The following is a 21,786-nucleotide window of genomic DNA, read 5'->3' on the forward strand; positions in this document are numbered from 1 at the left end:
CGCGGCGGTTCCGGACAGGGGCGCCGAATTCGGACCGGCGCACCGGGGATCCAAGTCGCAACGGTCCGAAACCGTAGCCGCCGTCCGGAACCGAAGCCATTTCGACGCCGGATCCGCCCGTCAGCCGCCGGTCCGGGCGCAATAGTTGAGCGTTGTTGACACCGCTGACTAGGCTGTGAGGCATGCGTGAACTCCAGGCGAAGATCATCGAGGAAATGGGCGTACAGCCCCGGATCGACCCTGCCGGGGAGGTGCGCAAACGCGTGACGTTCCTGAAGGAATACTTGACGGCCACCCACACCAAGGGCTTCGTCCTGGGCATCTCGGGCGGCCTGGACTCCTCCCTGGCCGGGCGGCTGGCCCAGCTGGCGGTCGAGGAACTCGAGGCCGAGGGCACCGAGGCGAACTTCGTGGCCGTGCGGCTGCCCTACGGCGTCCAGCATGACGAGGACGACGCGCAGGCGGCCCTGGACTTCGTGCGAGCCAAGACCGAATGGACGTTCAACATCTCGGCCGCAGTAGATGGCTTCGAGGACGAGTTCGAGAAGACCGTGGGCACGGAGATCTCCGATTTCCACAAGGGCAACACCAAGGCCCGGACCCGGATGATTGCCCAGTACGCCCTGGCCGGCGAGCACAACTACCTGGTGATCGGCACGGATCACGGCGCCGAGTCCGTCACGGGGTTCTTCACCAAGTTCGGCGACGGCGGCGCGGACATCCTGCCGCTGTTCGGCCTTAACAAGCGCCAGAACCGCGCCCTGCTGGCGGAACTCGGCGCACCGGCCCGGATCTGGGAAAAGGTTCCGACGGCGGATCTGCTGGACGGCAAGCCGGGCCGCACCGACGAGGACGAACTCGGCCTGGGCTACGACCTGATCGATGACTACCTCGAGGGCCGTGACGTACCCGATGCCGCTGCCGAACGGATCGAGGCGATGTACCTGCGGACCCGCCACAAGCGCACGGTCCCGGTGACGATTTTCGACACCTGGTGGAAATAGCCTGAGCCGAGAGCCCCGGGCCGGGCTGCAGGCTCGCCCCGCGGGGGTCCAATCACGGGATCAGCACGAGTTTGCCCCGGACATGGCCTGCGCGGCTGATGACCAATGCCCGGGCCGCATCGGTGAGGGGAATCCGCTCCTGGATGCTGAAGCGGAGCTTTCCCCCGGCCGACAGCCGGGCCGCCTCCGCTACCCGTCCGTCCAGCAGCCTGACCGGTGCAATTCCGGCGGCGTTGGCCTCCTTTCCAGGCACTGTGGTCACCGCGGCGCCGTGGCCGCCGAGCAAATGGACCGTCGCCGTCGTCGTCTCCTCCCCGCCAAAGGTGTCCACGACGGCGGTGATAGTGCCCAGTGCGCGGACGCGTTCGACGAGCCCTTCGCCATAGGCCACAGGCACGGCGCCGAGGCCGCGCAAGTAGTCGTGGTTCTGCTCTGAAGCGGTGCCGATGGTCCGGGCGCCGAGGTGCCGTGCTATCTGGACCGCCGCCGAGCCGACCCCGCCCGCTGCGCCCTGGATGAGGACCGTGTCCCCCATGCCAATGCCAAGCTGAACCAGCGCCGAATACGCTGTGCCGCCAGCTATCGCGACGCATGCCGCCTGCTCAAAATCGATGCCCGCGGGCTTTGGCGTCAGCTGGTCGACCGGAAAATTGGCCACGGCACGGTAGGCCCCGGAAATGCCATTCCAGATGACGTCGTCACCCACCTCATAGCCGGTCACGCCGGGGCCAACGGCGGTCACGATTCCTGCCGCCTCACAGCCGGGAACTGCAGGGAAGTCCAGGGCAAGGTACGGCTCCAGGTAGCCGGCGACGACTTTCCAGTCCACCGGGTTGACGCCGACGGCGCGGATTCCCACCTGGACCTCGTTCTCCCTCGGAACCGGCGGTTTCTCCTCGCCAACGGTGACGACGTCCGGGCTGCCATAGTGATCGAAAGAGATCTTGGTGTCTTTCACGGGGCTTTGCTCCTTCGGCTCGACGCGCTGCGGCCTGTGCTGCCAGCTTCTGGCACAAGCGGCGGCTGCGCAAGGGTCGCCCGGCAAGTTGAATTGTCCGAGGCAGCCTGAGCCGAACCGGGGCCGTGACGAGGGTCAGGCGCCTGGCGAGCGGGTCAGCAGCGTGGAGATCCGGTGCGCTTCTTCCAGGAGCAGCCGCCCCAGCTGCGGACGCCGGTCCTCCCGGAAGCGCGGTTCGATGCCGGTCAGGGACAGCGCCCAGGCGGGGCGCCCCCGCTGGTCGAAGACCGCCGCACCCATCCCCCAACTGCCTTCCAGGACCAGCCCCGGATTGACCGAATAGCCGGCCTGCCGCGTCGCTTCCAGGTTCTCCCTGACCAGTGCTGCGGTGTGCGCGGCCGCAAAGCTGCCGGCATGGGCTGCCCAGTTGGCGAGCAGTTCTTCCTGCTCTTGTGCCGGCAGGAAGGCCATGATGGCGGTGCCGGCGGAGGCGACGCCCAGCGGGAACCGCACCCCCTCGTGCAGCACGAAGGAACGGACCGGGAAGCTGCCTTCTTCCCGGAGCAGGCACACGGTCTCGTTGCCGCGGCGGATGGAGAAGAACGCGCTTTCGCCGGTCTCTTCGGCCAGGCGGCGCAGGCTCGGCCTCGCGATGTCCTCCAGGGGGAAGCGCGCCGAGGCCACGGACCCCAGCAGCAGGATCTCCGGTCCCAGGACCCAGTTGCCGCTGCCCGGGTCCTGGTCCAGCAGCCCCTCGGCCGCGAGCGAGCTCAGCAGCCGGTGCACGGTGGGCCGCGTCAGGCCGGATTCGCGCACGAGCTCCACCAGGGGGCAGCCCTCCGGCTTCCGGCCGACCAGGCGCAGCAGGCCGGCTGCCCGGCTGACCACCTGGGCGCCCTGGACGGGGGTTGTATTCATTGCTTGCCTCACGTCGGCCCGGAACTGAATGATGCTTTCTCCCACGCTGCTTTTACCCAATTTTACCATCAGGTATCCACATAATGGATAGTCCCAAGGGTAGCGTCCACACTGTAAATTCCGCCAGTTAGCGGTGAGACTCCACGTTGACAGTGGTCTGTGACACACCATAGGCTCCTTCTTCAGACATGGAGTCCACAAAGTGGATTGCCGGGGTGGATAGCAAGACGAGCTCAATGAGGAGATGCAATGTCAAAGGTGAAATCCGGGGCAGCGGCCGCTCTGCAGGACGTACTGCGCGACGGCATGACGCTCGCCGTCGGCGGTTTCGGGCTCAGCGGGATCCCCGCTGACCTGATCGAGGCGGTGCGGGACTCCGGGGTGAAGGACCTGACGGTCGTCTCCAACAACATGGGCGTGGACGGCAAGGGCCTCGGGGTCCTGATCGAAGGCGGCCAGGTCCGTAAGGTCATCGCGTCCTACGTTGGGGAAAACAAGCTCTTCGCCGAGCAGTACCTCGCCGGCCAGCTGGAGGTGGAGTTCACCCCGCAGGGCACCCTTGCTGAGCGGCTGCGCGCCGGCGGCGCCGGCATCCCGGCGTTCTACACGAAGACCGGCGTGGGCACCCTCGTCGCCGAAGGCAAGCCGCTGGCGGAGTTCGACGGCGAGACCTATGTCCAGGAGCGCGCCATCAAGGCCGACGTCGCCCTGGTTCACGCCCACACGGCCGACACCGACGGCAACCTGATCTACCGGTACACCGCGCAGAACTTCAATCCGGTGGTGGCTACCGCCGGAGCCGTGACGGTCGCCGAGGCCGAAGTGATCGTCGAGCCCGGCCAGCTGGACCCGAACCACATCATCACCCCCGGCGTGTTCGTCCAGCGCCTGGTCCAGGCCAGCGGCCGCGTCAAGGACATCGAACAGCGCACCGTCCGCCCGCGGCCCGCAGCGGAAGCGGCGGCGGCGCAGGCCGCCTCCGCCGTCACCGTCTAATCCGGCCCGAGCGCCGCCCACCCCGGGCGCGCCGGCGTTGGCGCCCCACCCTTTGCACCCTGACTTTCCAAGGAGAACCACCATGGCCTGGACCCGAGATGAAATGGCCGCAATCGCGGCCGAAGAACTGAACGACGGCGACTACGTCAACCTTGGCATCGGCATCCCCACGCTGGTGGCCAACAACCTGCCCGACGGCGTCCGCGTTGTCCTGCAGAGCGAGAACGGCCTGCTCGGCATGGGCCCGTTCCCCTTCGAGGGCGAGGAAGACGCGGACCTGATCAACGCCGGCAAGCAGACCGTCACGGTCCTGCCCGGCGGCAGCATCTTCGACTCCGCGACGTCCTTCGGCATGATCCGCGGCGGTCACGTGAAGGTCGCGATCCTGGGCGCCATGCAGGTCTCCGGTGCCGGCGACCTCGCCAACTGGACCATCCCCGGCAAGATGGTCAAGGGCATGGGAGGCGCCATGGACCTCGTGGCCGGCACCCCGCGCGTCGTGGTCCTCACCGAGCACAACGCCAAGGACGGCAGCGCCAAGATCGTCAAGGAATGCACGCTGCCGCTCACCGGGCTCAGCTGCGTGGACCGCATCATCAGCGACCTCGCGGTCTTCGACCTTGTGAAGAATGAACACAAAGCAGGCGGCGGGCGGAACCTCACGCTCACGCGCCTCGCACCCGGCGTCACCGTGGAGGAAATCCGCGAAAAAACCGAAGCCTACTTCGATGTCGCGCTCGAATTTGAAGGAGCGACGGCATGAGCCTCAAAGACCAGTTCGGCAAGGACGTCCTGCTCACCGGCTGGGGCCACAGCCGGTTCGGCAAGCTGAGCGAAGAAACCTTGGAGTCCCTGATCGTGCAGGTCGCCACCGAGGCGATCGGCAACGCCGGGATCGAGCCCGGCCAGATCGATGAGATCTACCTCGGCCAGTTCAACTCCGGCATGATGCCGCTGGCCTTCCCCTCCTCCCTCGCACTGCAGGTCTCGGATCAACTGGCCAACGTTCCCTCCACTCGGGTGGAGAACGCCTGCGCCTCCGGCTCGGCCGCATTCCAGCAGGGCACCAAGTCCCTGCTTGCCGGCACCGCGAAGACCGTCCTGGTGATCGGCGCCGAAAAGATGACCCACGCCGGGGCCGACGTCGTGGGCGCGGCCCTGCTCGGCGCGGACTACGACATGGCCGGCAAGGCCTCCACCACCGGGTTCACCGGGCTCTTCGCGGAGGTCGCGAAGCACTACGGCAAGCGCTACGGCGACAGCAACGGAAAACTCGGCGACGGCCTGGGCACCATCGCGGCGAAGAACCACCGCAACGGCGTCGACAACCCCTACGCCCAGCTCCGCAAGGACCTCGGCGAGGAATTCTGCCGCACCGTCTCGGACAAGAACCCGATGGTGGCCGACCCGCTGCGCCGCACCGACTGCTCCCCCGTCTCCGACGGCGCCGCCGCCGTCGTCCTCTCCGTCGCCCCTACCGGCGGGGCAACCGCCCCGGTGCGGCTCGCCGGCTTCGGCCAGGCGAACGATTTCTTCCCCGCCGAGCGCCGCGACCCCACCGAATTCGCCGCCACACGCGCCTCCTGGCAGCGGGCCCTGGGGATGGCCGGCGTCGGGCTGGAGGAGCTCGACTTCGCGGAAGTCCACGACTGCTTCACCATTGCCGAACTGCTCATGTACGAGGCCATGGGGCTGACCGAACGCGGCCAGGGCGCCCGGGCGCTGGAAGAAGGCTGGGTCTTCAAGGACGGCAAGCTGCCGGTCAACGTCTCGGGCGGGCTCAAGGCCAAGGGCCACCCCGTCGGCGCCACCGGCGTCTCCCAGCACGTCATCGCCGCGATGCAGCTCACCGGGACCGCCGGCGACATGCAGCTGGCCAACCCGCGCCGGGCCGCGGTGCAGAATATGGGCGGCGTGGGCATCGCCAACTACGTCAGCGTGCTCGAAGCCCTCTAAAGCAACGCGGGGTCAGATACAGCCCATGCCGGGCGGCTTGATGGGCCGTATCTGACCCCGCGTTGCTTGTCCTCGCCTGCGTGGCCGGCATGCCACGGGACTAAACTCGTTCCCAGCCCATCCACCACAATGCGAGGAGCACCCATGCGCGCCACCATCATCCACGGTCCCGGCGACATCCGAGTCGAAGACCGCGACTACCCCACCCTTCAGCTGCCCACCGACGTCATCGTGAAGGTCACCGCCTCCTGCGTCTGCGGCTCGGACCTCTGGCCGTACCGCGGGGTCAAGCCCACCCACAAGCCGTCCGCGATCGGGCACGAGTTCATCGGAACGGTCGAAAGCATCGGCGACGACATCAAAGACCTCGCCGTGGGCGACTACGTGATCGCCCCGTTCGTGGTCAGCTGCGGCGCGTGCCCGCAGTGCCTCGACGGCGTCACGGTCGCCTGCGACCACCTCGCCGGCTGGGGCGGCAAGGATGACACCGGCCACGGGATCGACGGCGGCCAGGGCCAGGCCGTGCGCGTACCGCTCGCCGAGTCCACGCTGGTCAAGGTCCCGGGCGTCACCGACCCGGACGACGCCCTCCGCGCCAGCCTGCTCACGCTCTCCGACGTCATGGCCACCGGCCACCACGCAGCCCTCGCGGCCAAGGCCGGTCCCGGCCGGACGGTCGTGGTGGTCGGCGACGGCGCCGTCGGGCTCTGCGGCGTCCTGGCCGCCAAGCGCCTCGGCGCGGAGCGGATCATCGCCATGTCACGGCACGCCGACCGCCAGGCGATCGCCCGCGAATTCGGGGCCACGGACATCGTCGCCGAACGCGGGGACGAGGGCGTCGCCAAGGTCCGCGAATTGCTTGGCGGTGTGCTCGCCGACTCCGTGCTGGAGTGCGTGGGGACCAAGGAATCCATGGAACAGGCCCTGCACAGCGTCCGCCCTGGCGGCGCCCTCGGCTTTGTCGGCGTCCCCACCGGCGGCGCCGAAGCCCCGCTGCGCTTCCTGTTCGACACCAACATCTCGATCGGCGGCGGCATGGCCCCGGCCAGGACGTACATCCCGGAACTGCTGGCGGACGTGCTGAACGGCACCATCAATCCGGGCCGCGTGTTCGACTCGGTCATGCCGCTTGAGGAGGCACCCGAGGCCTACCGCGCGATGGACGAACGGCGCGCCATCAAGGTCCTCCTGACCCCCTAGCCGGGATCTCGACGGCGGCCGCGCTTGCACCCGCGCGGCCGCCCGCGCCGGCCTAGCTGTACTGCTAGCTCCCGCCCTTGCACGGGCAAGGACGAGGGTCTAGCGTGAAGCGCATCAGCATCCGCCGCCGTCAAGGGAGCCGTCATGGCCAGGTTCGTGCAGATCATCGAATTTCAGACCTCCCGCATTGAGGAGATCGAGCAACTCGGCCGGCCCTCCAGGACGGAGGGAACCACTGCCCCGACCTTCCGCCGCATCATGGCCACCGCAGACCGCGACCGCCCCGGAACGTACCTCACGATCGTGGAATTCGACTCCTACGAGTCGGCCATGGAGAACTCCAACCGGCCCGAGACCTCCGAATTCGCCGCGCAGATGGCCGCCCTGTGCGACGGCCCTCCGGTCTTCCGCAACCTGGATCTTATGTGGGAAGACACCGGCGAGGCCGACGCCGGCCAGTAGGCCGGCAGGCTCGCTTGGCGGAGGTGCCGCCGCGCCGCCGGACTCAGGACCCGGAGGCCGCCCGCGGCTTGAATACGTGGCGTGAACACGTGGATTGAAGACGCGGACAGGACGTGGGAGCAGGGAAATGGGTTCTGCAGATGGCAGGGCGCCGGAAAGTCTCGTCATGGATCTCAGCGCACTGGGTTCCGCTCCCCTGCCGCTCGTGGGCGGAAAGGCCCTGAACCTCGGCAAGCTCACGGCCGCCGGATTCCGCGTACCCCGTGGATTCTGCCTCACCACGGTTGCCTACCGAAAGGCGGCCCCGGCCGAACTGGACGCGCTGGCGGCCCGGCTGGACGCCGCGCGGCCCGGCCCTTCGAACGACGACGAAACAGACAACGGCGAACCAGGCGACGGCGGCTCCCGCCCCGGCCAGCCAGGCCGCCCCGGGTTGGCCCGGCCCGGACCGGACCTGGGCGAACTGGCCCGGCAGGCGCGGGAAATGATCGTGACCGCGCCGATTCCCGCCGACGTCGATGCCGCCCTTCGCGGCGCGTATGCCGCGCTCGGCAGCCGGGCCACAGTGGCGGTCAGGTCCTCCGCCACCGCCGAGGACCTGCCCTTCGCCAGCTTCGCCGGCCAGCAGGATTCCTTCCTGAACATCTCCGGAGCCGACGCCGTGGTCGAGTCGGTCCGGCGCTGCTGGGCCTCACTCTGGACCGAACGGGCCGTGGCCTACCGCGCCGCCAACGGGATCAGCCACCGTGAGGTGGGGCTCGCCGTCGTCGTCCAGGACCTCATCACCGCCACCAGCGCCGGCGTGCTCTTCACCGCCAATCCCGTGACGGGCACCCGGACTGAAACGGTCATCGATGCGAGCGCGGGGCCCGGCCAGGCGGTGGTCTCCGGCAGCGTGAACCCGGACCATTTCGTCGTGGATACGGCCACGGGACGCATCCTTCTCCGTTCACCGAAGGGGACGGCAGTCCGGCGGCGGCCGAGCCTGGACGACGCCCGGATCAGCGAACTCACGGCCCTCGGCGATACCGTCCAGCGGCTGTTCGGTACACCCCAGGATGTGGAATGGGTGATCGACGCAGCGGGCAGGATCTGGGTGACCCAGTCGCGGCCCATCACGACGTTGTATCCGCTGCCGGAGCCTGCGGCCGCCGAACCGCTCGGCGCGGAGGCAGGGGCCGACGCCGACCCCCGCGTCTACCTGTGCGGCACCTTGCTCCAGGGCCTGACCAGGCCCCTGACCCCCATGGGGCTCTCCGTGCTGGGCTCAATGCGGAACCGCAACGGGCCGTGGCGGTACGTCAACCCGGGATTGCGGATGTATGTCGACGTGACGCCCATGGTGCGCAACAGGTACGGCCGCCGCTACCTGCTGCGGATGCTGCCGCTGGCGGACGGCAGGTCCGGCGCGGTTTTTCCGGCACTCCTGGATGACCCGCGGTTCGGCGTGCGCAAACGGCCGTCCCGGCGGGCACGGCACGGTGCAGCGGGCAGGCTGGCCCCCCGACAGGCGGGGACTGGCAGCGGCGCAGCGGGCAATAGCGCAGGGCGCGATCCCGGAACCATGGCCGGCCTGGGCCTGACGGTCCGGCTGCTTCCGTCCCTGGTGCGGGCCGCGGTGCGGCCGTCCGCCGAACTGCGCCGCGCCTTCGATTACGGAAATCGACTTCAATCCGAGCTTGTCCTGCCGGAGCCGGCCACCACTTTTGGCCGGCTCGATCACGCCCAGCGCATCCTGGAGAACACCGTGGACGGGCTGATCCTGGCGACGCTGCCCGGACCGTCCGTTGGGTACCTCATGCTGGCCGGGGCGCGCAGGCTGCTGCGCGGCATCGCGGCACCGCGGGAACTCGAGGCCGTGTTGCGGGGTCTGCCCAACAATGTCACCACCGAGATGGACCTCGAGCTCTGGCAACTGGCCGTCACCATCGGCGCGCATGCCGCGTCCCGGGAGGTGTTCCTGGCCCACGGGCCAAGGGAACTGGCCGCCCTGTACCAGGCCGGCTCGCTGCCCGCAGTGGCACAGACCGGCCTGCACGGGTTCCTGGACCGCTACGGCCACCGCGCCGTGGCGGAGATCGACCTTGGCATGCCGCGGTGGTCGGAGAAGCCGGACCATATCCTCGGGATGATCTCGAACTACCTTCATGTGGCCGACCCCGAGCAGGCGCCCGACCGGCAGTTCGCCCGCGCCGAGGAACATGCCGAGGCCAGGATCCGCAGCCTGGTGGAACGGACCAGGGTCCGGAGCCGGATCCGTGCCCGGCTGGTGGAATTCTGCCTGCGCCGGACCCGCCAGCTGTCCGGACTGCGCGAACTGCCCAAGTTCTACATCATCCTCGCCCTCGCGGAAATGCACCGCCAGCTCAACGCGATCGGCATCGAGCTGGCCCGGTCCGGTGCGATCGCCGCCGCGGACGACGTGTATTTCCTGGAATTCGACGAGGTCCGTGTGGGTTTGCGGGGTGCCGACCTCAAGGGCATCGTCGCGGGCCGCCACCGGATCTACGACGTCGAACTGCGCCGGCGCCGGATTCCCCGGCTCCTGCTCTCCGACGGCACGGACGTCGAGGCGGCCGTGATGGCCAAGTCCCCCGCTTCCGGCGCCCTCGCCGGGACACCGGCGTCGGCCGGCACCGCCACCGGAACGGTCCGGGTCATCCTGGATCCGGTGGGCGCGCACCTTGAGCCCGGGGAAATCCTTGTGGCACCCTCCACCGACCCCGGCTGGACGCCGCTGTTCATGACGGCCGGCGCCTTGGTGATGGAAATGGGCGGGGTGATCTCGCACGGCGCCGTGGTGGCCCGCGAATACGGCATCCCGGCGGTGGTGGGCGTGCCGGACGCGACCACCCGTTTGCGGACCGGTGAGACCGTGACCGTGGACGGATCGGCCGGAACGGTGCGGCAGGTGGATTCCCCGCTCTCCCCTGCGACGGCCGCCGGCAGCCTGGCTGGCTGAGCGTGAACCTCCGGACCGGCCGGCGCCGGGCCTTCGAATTGCAGCGGGACCTCCGCCACGCCGCCAGCAGGGGGCTATGTTAGTTAGATGGCGTCTGCCGGCAGTAACGCACAGGGCGGCCCGGTTCCCGAGGGCTTTGGTTCGGGGCTGGTGGACGATGCCGCCCGCCGGGACGCCGCGTTGCCCGACTTCGACTGGGCCGTCCTTCCGGCAGGCGTGATGCGCGGTGAGTTCGAGGCACCGAGCGGGACCTTGGCGACGATCGCTGCCGGAGATCCCGGGAAGCCGCGCGTCCTGCTAGTCCCGGGCGCGACCGGCTCCAAGGAAGACTTCATCCTCATGCTGCCCGAGCTCGCCGCGGCCGGATACTTCGTCCTCAGCTGCGACATCGCCGGGCAGTACGAATCCGCCCAGGCCGGGCCCGAAAACCTCGTTCCGCCCCGGAATTGCTACGACTACGAGCTGTTCCGCGACGATCTCCTGGCCATGCTGGACACCGATCAAGGCGCGGTGCACGTCGTGGGGTATTCCTTCGCGGCGGTGGTTGCCCAGCTGGCGTTCGTCCAGCGGCCAGAAAAGTTCCGCAGTCTGACCCTCATCAGCTGCCCGCCGGAGCCGGGGCAGAGCCTCCGCTACGTGCGCCTGGCTGGCTGGGTCAGCTGTTGGGTCACCTCCAGGGTCGGCACCGCATTAATGATTTGGGGCATCCGCAGCAATATTGCCCGGGTGGCGCCGCAGCGGCTGCGGTTCGTCAGGAGCCGGTTCGCGTTCACGCGCCGCGCCTCGGTGGTCGACATCATCGGCCTTATGAAGCACACCCCGGATCTGCGGCGGGTGCTGGCGGCCGCGACGCTGCCAAAGCTTGTCGCAGTCGGCGAACACGACCTCTGGCCGCTGGCGTTGCACCGGAGCTTCGCGCAGTCGATCGGTGCGCGGATTTCGGTCTACCGCGCGGGCCACAGCCCGTCCGAGACCTCGCCGTACCAGATCAGCCGGGACCTGATTGCGCTCTTCGACGCCACCGTCTCGGCCTGACGAAAGCGGCCGGCCGGGACGAAGACCCCCGTCAGACCCTTGCACCGCGGCCCGTCGCACCGTACGTTGGGGACAGCGGACGAATGTCTCCGCAGCCGTTGGCCTTATGGCCGCCGGAGATCAGCAGCATTTCAGAAGGATAAAGGCATGGCTACAGGCACAGTTAAATGGTTCAACGCCGAAAAGGGTTTTGGCTTCATTGCCCCGGATGACGGGTCGGCCGACGTTTTCGCCCACTACTCGGCAATCGCTACCAGCGGCTACCGTTCGCTGGACGAGAACCAGAAGGTTGAATTCGACGTCACGCAGGGCCCGAAGGGCCCGCAGGCTGAGAACATCCGCCCGCTCTAAGTACTCCGGAAAAAGCCCCGGCCGCCTGGCCGGGACACTTTCCCCGAAGACCACAACGCCCCTCCGGAGGATTCCTCCGGAGGGGCGTTTGTGTTCGAGGCGCTTGTGTTCGAGGCACTTGTGGCCTTGCGCCTGCCGCCGGGCGCGGTCTCAGCCGACGTGGACCCATGGACGCCGGGTGACGTCCGGCTCGGCCTCCCGCAGCACTTCGCGCGTCACCGGGGCGATCTCGCCTTCGCCGAAAGCCAGGAACCGCAGGAGGTTGGTGAACGGGTTTCCCTCCGTCCAGCGGAAGTAGATGTGCGGCATCAGCCCGGTGACGTCGCGGATGTGCAGCAGCACGGAGGCGATCGTGTTCGGAACAACTGGCCCGTGGACCTCCAGGATCTGGTACCCGTGCCGGCTGACCCCGCGGACCTCGAGCGCGGTCTCAAAGTCGGAGGAGTCGTCCACCACCACTTCGAGGAACAGTGCCTGGGAGTCCAGCGGGAGGTGGCTGACCTCGATCGCGGACGTGAGCTTGTCCAGGTACGCCTGGGCAGTGAGCCGCAGCGGTTCGTGGGCGATGATCGCGATGGGGCCGGATTCATTGGCGGCCAGGAATTCCAGGGCCGGGGTGTCCATCCGCACATGCGTGGCATGGAGCTCGAAGGAGCGCCGGATGCGCGAGAGCAGGGAGATCACGATGATCCCGATGATAAAGAACGCGGCGATCCGGATGCCTTCGGGCCGCTCGAAGATGTTGACCACCGTGGTGTAGATGAACACGACGGCAATGATGCCGAACCCGATGGTGCGCTTGCGCTGCTGTCGGCCGCGCGCGGACAACGTCACGGCAATCGCCGCCGACGTCATCAGGACCAGGACACCGGTGGCGTAGGCACCGCCCTGGGCATCGACGTCGGCGTCGAACAGCCAGGTGATCACGAACCCCACCAGCGTGAACACCAGGACCAGCGGCCTGACCGCCCGGGCCCATTCCGGGGCCATGCCGTACCGGGGCAGATAGCGCGGCACGAGGTTCAGCAGCCCGGCCATGGCGGAGGCGCCGGCGAACCACAGGATGGCAATGGTGCTCAGGTCATAGACGGTGCCGAATCCGTTTCCCAGGTATTCGTGCGCGAGATAGGCCAGGGCACGCCCGTTCGCCTGCCCGCCCGGCTGGAACTCCTGCGCCGGGATCAGCACCACCGTGGTGAAGCTTGTGGTGACGAGGAACGCGCTCATGATGAGGGCCGCCGTCGTCAGCAGCCGGCGTGCACCCTTGATCCGGCCCTCAGGGTTCTCCTCGGTGTCCTTGACGTGGCCGCGGATCTGCGGCATCACGGCGACGCCGGTCTCGAAGCCGGACAGGCCCAGGGCCAGCTTGGGGAAGACGAGCAGCGCGATGCCCACCACCATCAGCGGGCTCCCGTGCTGGGTGGTCAGGGCCAGCCACCAGTTGTCGACCGCCACCGGGTGCTGCAGGACCTCGATGATCGTTGTGATGACCACGACGACGTTCAGCCCGAGGTAAATGCCCACCAGGACGACGGCGACGCCGATCGCCTCCTTGAAGCCGCGCAGGAACACGGCAGCGAGCAGGGCCAGGAAGACCAGCGTGACCGCGACGTTCTGGCCTTGGATCCAGTCGGGGGCGAACGGGTTCTCGATCGCGTGCGCTGTTGCGTCCGCAGCGGAGAGCGTCATGGTGATCATGAAGTCGGTGGCGGCGAAACCCAGCAGCACCAGGACGAGCAGTTTCCCGCCCCACCGCGGCAGCAGCCGCTCCAGCATGGCGATGGACCCTTCGCCGCGCGGACTTTCGCCGGCCACCCGGCGGTACACCGGCAGTGCGCCCAGCAAGGTCACGGCGACCAGGACCAGGGTGGCCAGCGGCGAAATCACGCCGGCCGCGAGCGCGGCGATGGCGGGCTGGTAGCCCAGCGTGGAGAAGTAGTCCACGCCGGTCAGGCACATGACCTGCCACCATGTGTGTTTCTTCAGGTGGCTGTCGCTCACGGCCCCGGGCCCCTGGTGGATTCCCTTGGCGTCCTGGAGGCCGAACAGCAGCCAGTTCTTGAAGTGCTCCCCGGCGTCGGGCCGCGGCGCCGAAGGGTCTGCCGGTGGCCGGCTGAGGGTAGTCATGTAGTCCTTTCCAGGCGACGCATCGCGCCGCTTCCGTCCGCGAGAGTACCAGCGCACGCAGCCGTCACGACCGTCCGGCCAACAATCCTGATGGTTCCTTAACGCCCACGGCGAGCCGCCACATTAAGAGAACGCAAATTTATGGCCTGCCGGCATATGGAAAGCATTAAGGACCGTCCCGAGGGGCGTCGCCGGTGATGTTATGAAGCAAGAGGACGCTGCAGCCACGGTGGCCGCAATCCGATCCCCAGCAGGAGCCAAACAGCATGAACACCACGTCCCGGCCGGCACACGACACGCCCGACCTTCCGGCCCGTGGCGGCACTGCCCCGGATTTCGTCGCCGTCGATGACAGCGGGGACTTTTCCTATCACCGGTCGGAACAGGACCTGCTGGCGGCGTTTGAGTACGTCGGGGAAGCCGCGTGCATCATCGACCGCAGCGGCAGCGCCTACCGCCTCGCCCTGGATCCGAACCGTCATCTGGTCCTCGGGCCCTCCCGCGGCCAAGTGGAATTCCATTGGCTCCGCCACGCATGGCTGGACGCACAAGGCGCGCATCCCGAGGGGCATCGGCTCCGCCGCTTCTACCCCGCCACCAGGGACGAAGTGGTCTCGGACCTGTTCGAAACCCTCGCCCTGGAACGCGGGACAGCCCCGGCCGGGGGCGCCTGGTCTCTCGACATCGACGGCCTTGCCTCGCACCCGTCCGGCATCGAGGACATCGACGTCCAGCTCCGGCGCCAAGACGTGCTGGCGCATGCCCACGTGACAGACCCGTTCGGACACCTCTACCGGCCCGCACGGCACCGCAGGCACTGGTATCTGCCGGCTGCCGCCGGTTTCATCCTCTACATCGAAATCCCCGCCCCCGCCGCAGCCCGCTGAGACCGGTGCCGCCGCCGGCGGGCCGGTGTTAAAGATCCGTCAAGATCGGCCCCGGGGCGGGAGCCGCTCCCGGCTCCGGTGTTATCGTCGGCAGTAAACACGATGGTGGGCATCGCGCGGAGAGGCATAGATGACCACGATGAGCAGGCCGCCTTCGGATCCCTCAGCGGCACGGCCGGGAGCCGGGGACAACTTCAGGAAATGGCTGCTGTTCGGCCTGCAGGACGCCAAGGGTATCCATCAGGGGCCCGGGGCCGTGAGCGACAGCCACCTGAAGAAGCACTCGTGGTGGCAGGTCATGTGCCTGACCGGCGTCGATTACTTCTCCACGCTGGGCTACCAGCCGGCCATTGCGGCCCTGGCCGCGGGCGTGATTTCGCCGCTGGCCACGCTGGTCCTGGTTGCCGTGACCTTGTTCGGCGCACTGCCGGTATACCGCCGGGTGGCCGGCGAAAGCCACCGCGGCGAGGGATCCATCGCCATGCTGGAGCGGCTGATGCCGCGTTGGGGCGGGAAACTGCTCGTCCTGGTGTTGCTGGGGTTCGCGGCTACCGACTTCATGATCACCATGACGCTTTCTGCCGCGGACGCGACCGCGCACGCGCTCGAGAACCCGTTCGCCCCCGCCTGGATGCAGGGCCAGAACGTCGCGGTCACGCTGTTCCTGCTGGCTCTGCTCGCCGCCGTGTTCCTGCGCGGTTTCAAGGAGGCCATCGGCGTCGCCGTCGTCCTGGTGGGCATTTACCTGGGCCTGAACGTCGTCGTGGTAGTCACGACAATATTCGAAACATTGACCCACCCAGTTGCCGTGGACGACTGGTGGCTGGCCCTGACCACCCAGCACGGGAGCCCGCTGATGGTGGTGGGCATCGCGCTGCTCGTCTTCCCCAAGCTGGCCCTGGGCCTGTCCGGCTTCGAGACCGGCGTGGCCGTGATGCCGCAGATCCAGGGACGCCCCGGTGACACGGAAGAGAAACCGGCAGGCCGAATCGACGGTGCCCGCCGGCTGCTGACAACTGCCGCCGTCATCATGAGTGCCTTCCTGATCACGACCAGCTTCACCACGGTGGTCCTGATCCCAGCGCAGGACTTCGAACCCGGCGGCCCGGCGAACGGCCGCGCCCTGGCCTACCTCGCGCACGAATACCTGGGAAACGGATTCGGCACCGTCTACGATCTGAGCACCATCGCCATCCTGTGGTTCGCCGGCGCCTCCGCCATGGCCGGGCTGCTGAACCTCGTGCCGCGCTACCTGCCCCGGTACGGCATGGCCCCCGGGTGGGCAAGGGCCGTGCGCCCGCTGGTCCTGGTGTTCACCCTGGTGGGGTTCCTGATCACCTGGCTGTTCGACGCCGACGTCGACGCCCAGGGCGGCGCTTACGCCACAGGCGTCCTGGTCCTGATGACCTCCGCCGCGGTGGCGGTGGCACTGTCCGCCCGGCGCGGGAAACAGCGCAAACGCACTATCGGGTTTGGCGTCATCGCCGTCGTGTTCATCTACACCACGGTGGCCAACATCATCGAACGGCCCGAAGGCATCCGGATCGCCGCGTTCTTCATCGGGGGCATCATTGTGATCTCCCTGCTTTCCCGCATCCGGCGCTCCTTCGAACTCCACGCGACCCATGTCCACATGGACCGGAAGGCATTGGAGTTCATGTCCGCCAACCTGGAAGGTCCGATCGCCATCATCGCCCACGAGCCGTTGCGGCTGAGCCCTGAAGCGTACCTGGACAAGCTCACGTCCGCGATCGAGGTCAGCCACCTCCCCGTGGACTACCAGGCGCTGTTCCTCGAAGTCGTCGTGGACGACTCCTCGGACTTCGAGACCGCGCTCGAGGTCAACGGGGTCACCCGGCACGGTTACCAGATCCTGGAGGTCCACGGGCCAGTTGTGCCGAACACGATCGCCTCCGTGCTGCTGCACATCCGCGACGTCACCGGGCTGATGCCGCACATCTACTTCCGCTGGACCGAAGGCAACCCGGTCACCAACCTGCTGCGCTTCCTGGCCTTCGGCGAAGGTGAAATCGCCCCGGTCACGCGCGAAGTGCTCCGCGAAGCCGAACCGGACGTCACCAAACGGCCCTGGGTCCACGTCGGCTAATGGCCGCGGGACGGCGCGCTTTCCGCGCCCGTTAAGACTGCGTCAAGATCGGCCGTCCGGGCGTTAAGAAACCATCAGGAACCGGTTATTTCGCTCTTGGCAGGGATTGACTTTCAGTAGCCCCGCAAACGGGGCGCGGATGAAAGGAACCTGCAATGGCCGACCTGGCTGTTATCGGAATCCTCATGGTGTCCATGGGGTTCGTCATGTGGATCGGCCACGTCCTGGCCGGAATGGTCGGCAGTGCCGATGACCGGCCGGAGAGCGGCAAGTGAGCGCCGACGCGATCATGTGGCTCGTTCTGTTGCTGGCCGGGTTGTGCCTCTTCGGCTACCTGCTGGCCGTCCTGATCCACCCGGAAAAGTGGTGAGCGGATCATGACGTTCAACGCTGCATCCTTTGCTGCCCAGGTGGCGGCCCTCCTCATCGTTCTGGCGGCCGTGCACAAGCCCCTGGGCATCTACCTGGCCCGGGTTTTCGAGGGCAAAACGTCATCCCGGCCCGAGCGCCTCTTCTACCGGCTGGCCGGGGTCGACGCCGACACCGAGCAGACTTGGTCCGTCTACCTGCGCAGCGTCCTGGCGTTCTCGGCCGTGTCCATTCTGGCCGTGTTCGGCCTCCAGCGGCTGCAGGGCGTCCTGCCGGGCAGCGGATCCCTGCCCGGCGTGGATCCTTGGGTGGCCATGAACACGGCCATTTCGTTCGTGACCAACACGAACTGGCAGACCTATGTACCGGAGACCACGGTAGGCATCTTTGTGCAGATGGCCCTGCTTGCGGTGCAGAACTTCCTTTCTGCCGCCGTCGGGATCGTCGTGGTTATCGCCCTGATCCGAGGCATCGCCCGGACCCGCACCGACCGGCTGGGCAACTTCTGGGTGGACCTGGCCCGGACCTCGTTCCGGGTCCTGTTGCCGATCGCGTTCGTCGCGGCTGTGGTGATGGTCCTCGGCGGTGTGGTGCAGAACTTCTGGCCTACGGACGTCGTCAACCAGGCGTCCGGGGTCAGCCAGACCATTCCCGGCGGTCCCGTCGCCTCCCAGGAAGCCATCAAGATCCTGGGAACCAACGGCGGCGGCTACTTCAATGCCAACTCGGCCCACCCGTTCGAAAACCCCAACGCCTTCATCAGTCTTTTTGAGGTGTTCCTGATCCTGCTCATCCCCTCGGCGTTGCCTTACGCCTACGGCCGGATGGTGGGCGACCAGAAGCAGGGCTATACGGTGGTCGCCGTGATGGGCACCCTGTGGCTGGCTTCGATTTCGCTGATGGGTTGGGCCGTGGCTGCCGGGCAGGGAACGGCGACAGCGGCCGCCGGCGGATTGGGCGAGGGGTTTGAACAGCGCTTCGGCCCCGTGCCAAGCGCGATCTTCGCTACCTCCACCACTCTGACCTCCACCGGCGCCGTCAACGTCGCCCACGATTCGCTGCCGCCGCTGGCCGGCGGAATAGCCATGGTGAACATGATGCTCGGCGAGGTCGCTCCCGGCGGAACCGGTTCCGGGCTCTACGGCCTGCTGATCCTGTCGATCATTTCCGTCTTCATCGCCGGGCTGATGGTCGGGCGCACCCCGGAGTATCTAGGCAAGAAGATCGGCCCGACGGAAATGAAGCTCGCCGCCATGTACATCCTGGTCACCCCGACCCTGGTGCTGGCCCTGTCCGGAATCACCGTCCTGCTGCCGGACAGCATGGCCAACGCGCCAGCAACCGGTCCCCACCAGTTCAGCGAAGTGCTCTACGCCTTCACGTCCGGGGCCAACAACAACGGCTCCGCGTTTGGTGGCATCACCACCTCCGGCCCCTTCATGTCGGTCATGATGGGCCTGGGCATGCTGCTGGGCCGGCTCCTCCCGATTGTCTTGGTGCTGGCTCTGGCCGGCTCCCTCGCCCGTCAGGGCAAGGTTCCCGCCTCCGCCGGCACCGTCCCCACCCACGGCCCACTGTTCGGCTCGCTGCTGCTCGGCGTGACAGTGATCATGACCGCCCTGAGCTACTTCCCGGCCCTTGCCCTCGGACCCCTCGCAGAAGGACTCCTCAAATGACCCGGTCTCACACGGCATTAGCCACGGACACCGACGCCCAGACCTACGCCGACGGCAACCCCCTCGGCACCCCCGGCGAACACAAGCACCACACCAAGGCCCCGGCAAAACTCACGTTCGCGTCCGTCCTCGCGGCCCTGCCGCTCGCGGTCCGCAAACTCTCCCCGCGGCAGATGATCCATTCCCCGGTCATGTTCACCGTGCTGGTGGGGGCTGGCCTGTGCACGGCGATCTCCCTGTACCGGCCGTCGGTGTTCGGCATCGCGGTCACAGCCTGGCTGTGGCTCACCGTCCTCTTTGGCACGCTGTCCGAATCCATCGCCGAGGGCCGGGGCAAAGCCCAGGCCGACAGCCTCCGCGCCAGCCGCAAAGGCGTCCAGGCCCGGCTCCGCCAGCCCAACGGCACCACCCGGGACGTGCCCGGCACGGAGCTGCGTCTCAATGATGTGGTGATCTGCGAGGCCGGGGACGTCATCCCCTCGGACGGCGAAATCATCGAAGGCCTGGCGAGCGTCGACGAATCGACCATCACCGGCGAATCAGCCCCGGTGATCCGCGAATCCGGCGGTGACCGGTCCTCCGTCACCGGCGGCACGAGGGTCCTCTCGGACCGGATTGTCATCCGCATCACGGCCGAGCCTGGACAGACGTTCATCGACCGGATGATCAAGCTGGTGGAGGGCGCCGTGCGGCAGAAGACTCCCAACGAAATCGCGCTGCACGTCCTGCTGGTGTCCCTGACCATCGTGTTCCTGGCCGTGACGATGTCTCTGGCACCGTTCGCCGCCCTGGCCGGCGCCACGCCGTCTCCGATCGTGCTTGTCGCCCTGCTGGTCTGCCTGATCCCCACCACCATCGGGGCCCTGGTCCCGGCGATCGGCATCGCCGGCATGGACCGCCTGGTCCAGCACAATGTGCTGGCGACCTCCGGCCGTGCCGTGGAGACCGCCGGGGACATCACCACACTGTTGTTGGACAAGACCGGAACCATTACCTACGGCAACCGCCGCGCCGTCAATTTCTTCCCCGCCAACCAGGTGGACAGGACCCAGCTCATCGAGGCCGCACGGGTCTGCAGTCTGGCCGATGAAACCCCCGAGGGACGCTCTATCGTGGACCTCGCCGCGGACAAGGGCGTGACCGGGTCCGATCTGGCCACGCTTGAACGCTCCTCCGGCAATTTTGCCGTGGTTCCCTTCAGCGCCAGCACCCGCATGAGCGGGCTGGACCTTGACGGGCTGCAGATTCGAAAGGGCGCGGCCTCCACGGTGGCGGCGTTCGTTGCCGACTTCGGCGGGCACACTCCGGCGGAGGTCGACCACCGGGTACAGGAAATCTCGGCCCAGGGCGGCACCCCCCTGCTGGTCGCCCAGGTGGACAAGGAGGGCCGGGCGGACATCCTGGGAACCATCCACCTGGCCGACGTCGTCAAACCCGGCATGCACGCCCGCTTCGCCGAACTGCGGCAAATGGGCATCCGGACCGTCATGATCACCGGCGACAACCCCATCACCGCCAAGGCCATCGCCGCCGAAGCCGGAGTCGACGATTTCCTGGCCGAAGCAACCCCGGAGGACAAGCTCGCGGTCATCAAAAAGGAACAGGCCGCAGGCCGGCTCGTGGCCATGACCGGTGACGGCACCAACGACGCCCCGGCCCTGGCCGCGGCGGACGTCGGCGTCGCCATGAACTCCGGAACCCCGGCCGCGAAGGACGCCGCGAACATGGTCGACCTCGACTCCGACCCCACCAAACTCATCAACATCGTCGGCATCGGCAAGCAGCTGCTCATCACCCGCGGCGCCCTGACCACCTTCTCTGTCGCCAACGACGTCGCCAAGTACTTCGCGATCGTCCCGGCCCTCTTCACCGCAGCCTTCCCCGGGCTCGGACTGCTGAACATCATGGGCCTGTCCACCCCGGCCTCAGCCATCCTGTCCGCAGTGATCTTCAACGCCCTCATCATCATCGCCCTGGTGCCGCTGGCTCTGCGCGGGGTCAAATACCGTGCCGTCTCCGCCAACCAGGCGCTGGCGCGGAACCTGCTGATCTACGGGCTCGGCGGCCTGATCGCACCCTTCATCGGCATCAAAATCATCGACCTCATGATTTCCCTCATCCCCGGAATCGGCTAGGAACACCCCCATGAACGCACTCACCGGCTACCTCCGCCAGGCCGGCACCGCACTGCGGTTCCTGCTCTTTGCCACACTGGCCCTCGGCGTCGCCTACCCGCTGGCCGTTTTCGGCATCGCACAGCTCATCGCGCCATATCAGGCGAACGGCTCCATCATCAAGGACGCCGCCGGCGACCCGGCCGCGTCTGCCTTGATCGCCCAGTCATCCGCTAACGACGCCGGCGCTCAGGACCCGCGCTGGTTTCACCCCCGGCCCTCGGCCGTGAAGTGGGACCCGGCGTCGTCCTCGGCCACCAACTTCGGGCCCAACGATCCGAAACTGCTCGAGGCCGTCGCCGCGAACCGGGCCGCCGTCGCCGCCGCTGAAGGCGTGGATGCGGCAGCGGTGCCGGCCGACGCGGTGACGGCCAGCGGTTCCGGACTGGACCCGGACATTTCACCCGAGTACGCCAAACTGCAGCTTGCGCGGGTGGCAGCAGCGAACGGCCTCAGCACCGACGCCGTTGCCTCCCTGATGGAGCAGCACACCAGCAGTGGGTTAGTCGCGTTTCTCGGCCAGCCGTCGGTCAACGTGACTGCCCTCAACCTCGCCGTGGCGGCGGCCGCGCTGCCGTCGCAGCCGGCACAATCCAAGTGAGAG

General features: G+C 67.7%; 18 protein-coding genes. 15 read left to right on the forward strand and 3 right to left on the reverse strand.

Annotated features, from left to right (window positions below; genetic code table 11):
• Nucleotides 1-182 precede the first annotated feature (182 nt).
• Nucleotides 183-1,004, forward strand: coding sequence for an ammonia-dependent NAD(+) synthetase (gene nadE / locus AC1D1A_RS07300; protein WP_026539367.1), 822 nt, complete (start codon nucleotides 183-185; stop codon nucleotides 1,002-1,004).
• A 52-nt stretch (nucleotides 1,005-1,056) separates the two neighbouring features.
• On the opposite strand, the gene AC1D1A_RS07305 is transcribed toward nadE, so the two are convergent.
• Both AC1D1A_RS07305 and AC1D1A_RS07310 read right to left on the reverse strand, forming a co-directional pair.
• Entirely contained in the window at nucleotides 1,057-1,962 is a 906-nt protein-coding gene (locus tag AC1D1A_RS07305; protein ID WP_476947431.1) for an NADP-dependent oxidoreductase, read from the reverse strand.
• A gap of 135 nt (nucleotides 1,963-2,097) precedes the next feature.
• The gene (locus tag AC1D1A_RS07310; protein WP_230010098.1) at nucleotides 2,098-2,880 is read right to left on the reverse strand and encodes an IclR family transcriptional regulator; all 783 of its coding nucleotides are present in this window, start codon (nucleotides 2,878-2,880) and stop codon (nucleotides 2,098-2,100) included.
• A gap of 249 nt (nucleotides 2,881-3,129) precedes the next feature.
• Here AC1D1A_RS07310 and AC1D1A_RS07315 point away from each other — a divergent pair, with 249 nt between their 5' ends.
• From AC1D1A_RS07315 to AC1D1A_RS07350, 8 genes are all read left to right on the forward strand, one after another.
• The gene (locus AC1D1A_RS07315; protein ID WP_476856213.1) at nucleotides 3,130-3,876 is read left to right on the forward strand and encodes a CoA transferase subunit A; all 747 of its coding nucleotides are present in this window, start codon (nucleotides 3,130-3,132) and stop codon (nucleotides 3,874-3,876) included.
• Nucleotides 3,877-3,958: 82 nt separating this feature from the next.
• Nucleotides 3,959-4,639 (forward strand): CoA transferase subunit B, encoded by a 681-nt coding sequence (locus AC1D1A_RS07320; protein WP_476947432.1) that lies wholly within the window; start codon nucleotides 3,959-3,961, stop codon nucleotides 4,637-4,639.
• A complete protein-coding gene (locus tag AC1D1A_RS07325) occupies nucleotides 4,636-5,832 on the forward strand; it encodes an acetyl-CoA acetyltransferase (RefSeq protein WP_476947433.1) in 1,197 nt (398 codons plus the stop codon). The genes AC1D1A_RS07320 and AC1D1A_RS07325 overlap by 4 nt, the downstream gene beginning before the upstream one ends.
• A gap of 144 nt (nucleotides 5,833-5,976) precedes the next feature.
• Nucleotides 5,977-7,032 carry a zinc-dependent alcohol dehydrogenase family protein gene (locus AC1D1A_RS07330; protein WP_476851828.1) on the forward strand — a complete coding sequence of 352 codons (1,056 nt, stop codon included), beginning with the start codon at nucleotides 5,977-5,979 and terminating at the stop codon, nucleotides 7,030-7,032.
• A gap of 144 nt (nucleotides 7,033-7,176) precedes the next feature.
• The gene (locus tag AC1D1A_RS07335; protein ID WP_079552423.1) at nucleotides 7,177-7,494 is read left to right on the forward strand and encodes a hypothetical protein; all 318 of its coding nucleotides are present in this window, start codon (nucleotides 7,177-7,179) and stop codon (nucleotides 7,492-7,494) included.
• 166 nt (nucleotides 7,495-7,660) lie between these two features.
• The gene (locus AC1D1A_RS07340; RefSeq protein ID WP_476947434.1) at nucleotides 7,661-10,456 is read left to right on the forward strand and encodes a PEP/pyruvate-binding domain-containing protein; all 2,796 of its coding nucleotides are present in this window, start codon (nucleotides 7,661-7,663) and stop codon (nucleotides 10,454-10,456) included.
• A gap of 87 nt (nucleotides 10,457-10,543) precedes the next feature.
• Nucleotides 10,544-11,491 (forward strand): alpha/beta fold hydrolase, encoded by a 948-nt coding sequence (locus tag AC1D1A_RS07345; RefSeq protein WP_476872366.1) that lies wholly within the window; start codon nucleotides 10,544-10,546, stop codon nucleotides 11,489-11,491.
• A 147-nt stretch (nucleotides 11,492-11,638) separates the two neighbouring features.
• The gene (locus AC1D1A_RS07350) at nucleotides 11,639-11,842 is read left to right on the forward strand and encodes a cold-shock protein (protein WP_009357211.1); all 204 of its coding nucleotides are present in this window, start codon (nucleotides 11,639-11,641) and stop codon (nucleotides 11,840-11,842) included.
• A gap of 150 nt (nucleotides 11,843-11,992) precedes the next feature.
• On the opposite strand, the gene AC1D1A_RS07355 is transcribed toward AC1D1A_RS07350, so the two are convergent.
• A complete protein-coding gene (locus tag AC1D1A_RS07355) occupies nucleotides 11,993-13,969 on the reverse strand; it encodes an APC family permease (protein WP_476874320.1) in 1,977 nt (658 codons plus the stop codon).
• Nucleotides 13,970-14,235: 266 nt separating this feature from the next.
• Between AC1D1A_RS07355 and AC1D1A_RS07360 the strand changes: the two genes are divergently transcribed.
• The 6 genes from AC1D1A_RS07360 (at nucleotide 14,236) to kdpC (ending at nucleotide 21,783) form a co-directional block, all read left to right on the forward strand.
• Nucleotides 14,236-14,856 (forward strand): hypothetical protein, encoded by a 621-nt coding sequence (locus AC1D1A_RS07360; RefSeq protein ID WP_476932035.1) that lies wholly within the window; start codon nucleotides 14,236-14,238, stop codon nucleotides 14,854-14,856.
• 130 nt (nucleotides 14,857-14,986) lie between these two features.
• Nucleotides 14,987-16,963 carry an APC family permease gene (locus tag AC1D1A_RS07365; protein WP_476932036.1) on the forward strand — a complete coding sequence of 659 codons (1,977 nt, stop codon included), beginning with the start codon at nucleotides 14,987-14,989 and terminating at the stop codon, nucleotides 16,961-16,963.
• A 271-nt stretch (nucleotides 16,964-17,234) separates the two neighbouring features.
• On the forward strand, nucleotides 17,235-17,333 hold the full coding sequence (locus AC1D1A_RS07370; protein ID WP_344361134.1) for a potassium-transporting ATPase subunit F: 99 nt from the start codon (nucleotides 17,235-17,237) through the stop codon (nucleotides 17,331-17,333).
• Between the two features lie 7 nt (nucleotides 17,334-17,340).
• Nucleotides 17,341-19,008 (forward strand): potassium-transporting ATPase subunit KdpA, encoded by a 1,668-nt coding sequence (gene kdpA, locus AC1D1A_RS07375; protein ID WP_476870133.1) that lies wholly within the window; start codon nucleotides 17,341-17,343, stop codon nucleotides 19,006-19,008.
• Nucleotides 19,005-21,143, forward strand: a complete 2,139-nt coding sequence (kdpB, locus tag AC1D1A_RS07380) for a potassium-transporting ATPase subunit KdpB (RefSeq protein ID WP_476870134.1) — start codon at nucleotides 19,005-19,007, stop codon at nucleotides 21,141-21,143. The genes kdpA and kdpB overlap by 4 nt, the downstream gene beginning before the upstream one ends.
• Nucleotides 21,144-21,153: 10 nt before the next feature.
• Nucleotides 21,154-21,783, forward strand: a complete 630-nt coding sequence (gene kdpC / locus AC1D1A_RS07385; protein WP_476851794.1) for a K(+)-transporting ATPase subunit C — start codon at nucleotides 21,154-21,156, stop codon at nucleotides 21,781-21,783.
• Nucleotides 21,784-21,786 lie beyond the last annotated feature (3 nt).

The organism is Arthrobacter sp. P1_B9, from assembly GCF_056406495.1.

Bases quoted from the DNA above. Each gene is read 5' to 3' on its own strand.
- AC1D1A_RS07360 (WP_476932035.1), top strand. From the start codon at position 14,236: ATGAACACCACGTCCCGGCCGGCACACGACACGCCCGACCTTCCGGCC.
- AC1D1A_RS07320 (WP_476947432.1), top strand. From the start codon at position 3,959: ATGGCCTGGACCCGAGATGAAATGGCCGCAATCGCGGCCGAAGAACTG.
- AC1D1A_RS07355 (WP_476874320.1), bottom strand. From the start codon at position 13,969: ATGACTACCCTCAGCCGGCCACCGGCAGACCCTTCGGCGCCGCGGCCC.
- kdpC (WP_476851794.1), top strand. From the start codon at position 21,154: ATGAACGCACTCACCGGCTACCTCCGCCAGGCCGGCACCGCACTGCGG.
- AC1D1A_RS07345 (WP_476872366.1), top strand. From the start codon at position 10,544: ATGGCGTCTGCCGGCAGTAACGCACAGGGCGGCCCGGTTCCCGAGGGC.
- kdpB (WP_476870134.1), top strand. From the start codon at position 19,005: ATGACCCGGTCTCACACGGCATTAGCCACGGACACCGACGCCCAGACC.
- nadE (WP_026539367.1), top strand. From the start codon at position 183: ATGCGTGAACTCCAGGCGAAGATCATCGAGGAAATGGGCGTACAGCCC.
- AC1D1A_RS07350 (WP_009357211.1), top strand. From the start codon at position 11,639: ATGGCTACAGGCACAGTTAAATGGTTCAACGCCGAAAAGGGTTTTGGC.
- AC1D1A_RS07330 (WP_476851828.1), top strand. From the start codon at position 5,977: ATGCGCGCCACCATCATCCACGGTCCCGGCGACATCCGAGTCGAAGAC.
- AC1D1A_RS07325 (WP_476947433.1), top strand. From the start codon at position 4,636: ATGAGCCTCAAAGACCAGTTCGGCAAGGACGTCCTGCTCACCGGCTGG.
- AC1D1A_RS07365 (WP_476932036.1), top strand. From the start codon at position 14,987: ATGACCACGATGAGCAGGCCGCCTTCGGATCCCTCAGCGGCACGGCCG.
- AC1D1A_RS07315 (WP_476856213.1), top strand. From the start codon at position 3,130: ATGTCAAAGGTGAAATCCGGGGCAGCGGCCGCTCTGCAGGACGTACTG.
- AC1D1A_RS07340 (WP_476947434.1), top strand. From the start codon at position 7,661: ATGGATCTCAGCGCACTGGGTTCCGCTCCCCTGCCGCTCGTGGGCGGA.
- kdpA (WP_476870133.1), top strand. From the start codon at position 17,341: ATGACGTTCAACGCTGCATCCTTTGCTGCCCAGGTGGCGGCCCTCCTC.
- AC1D1A_RS07335 (WP_079552423.1), top strand. From the start codon at position 7,177: ATGGCCAGGTTCGTGCAGATCATCGAATTTCAGACCTCCCGCATTGAG.
- AC1D1A_RS07310 (WP_230010098.1), bottom strand. From the start codon at position 2,880: ATGAATACAACCCCCGTCCAGGGCGCCCAGGTGGTCAGCCGGGCAGCC.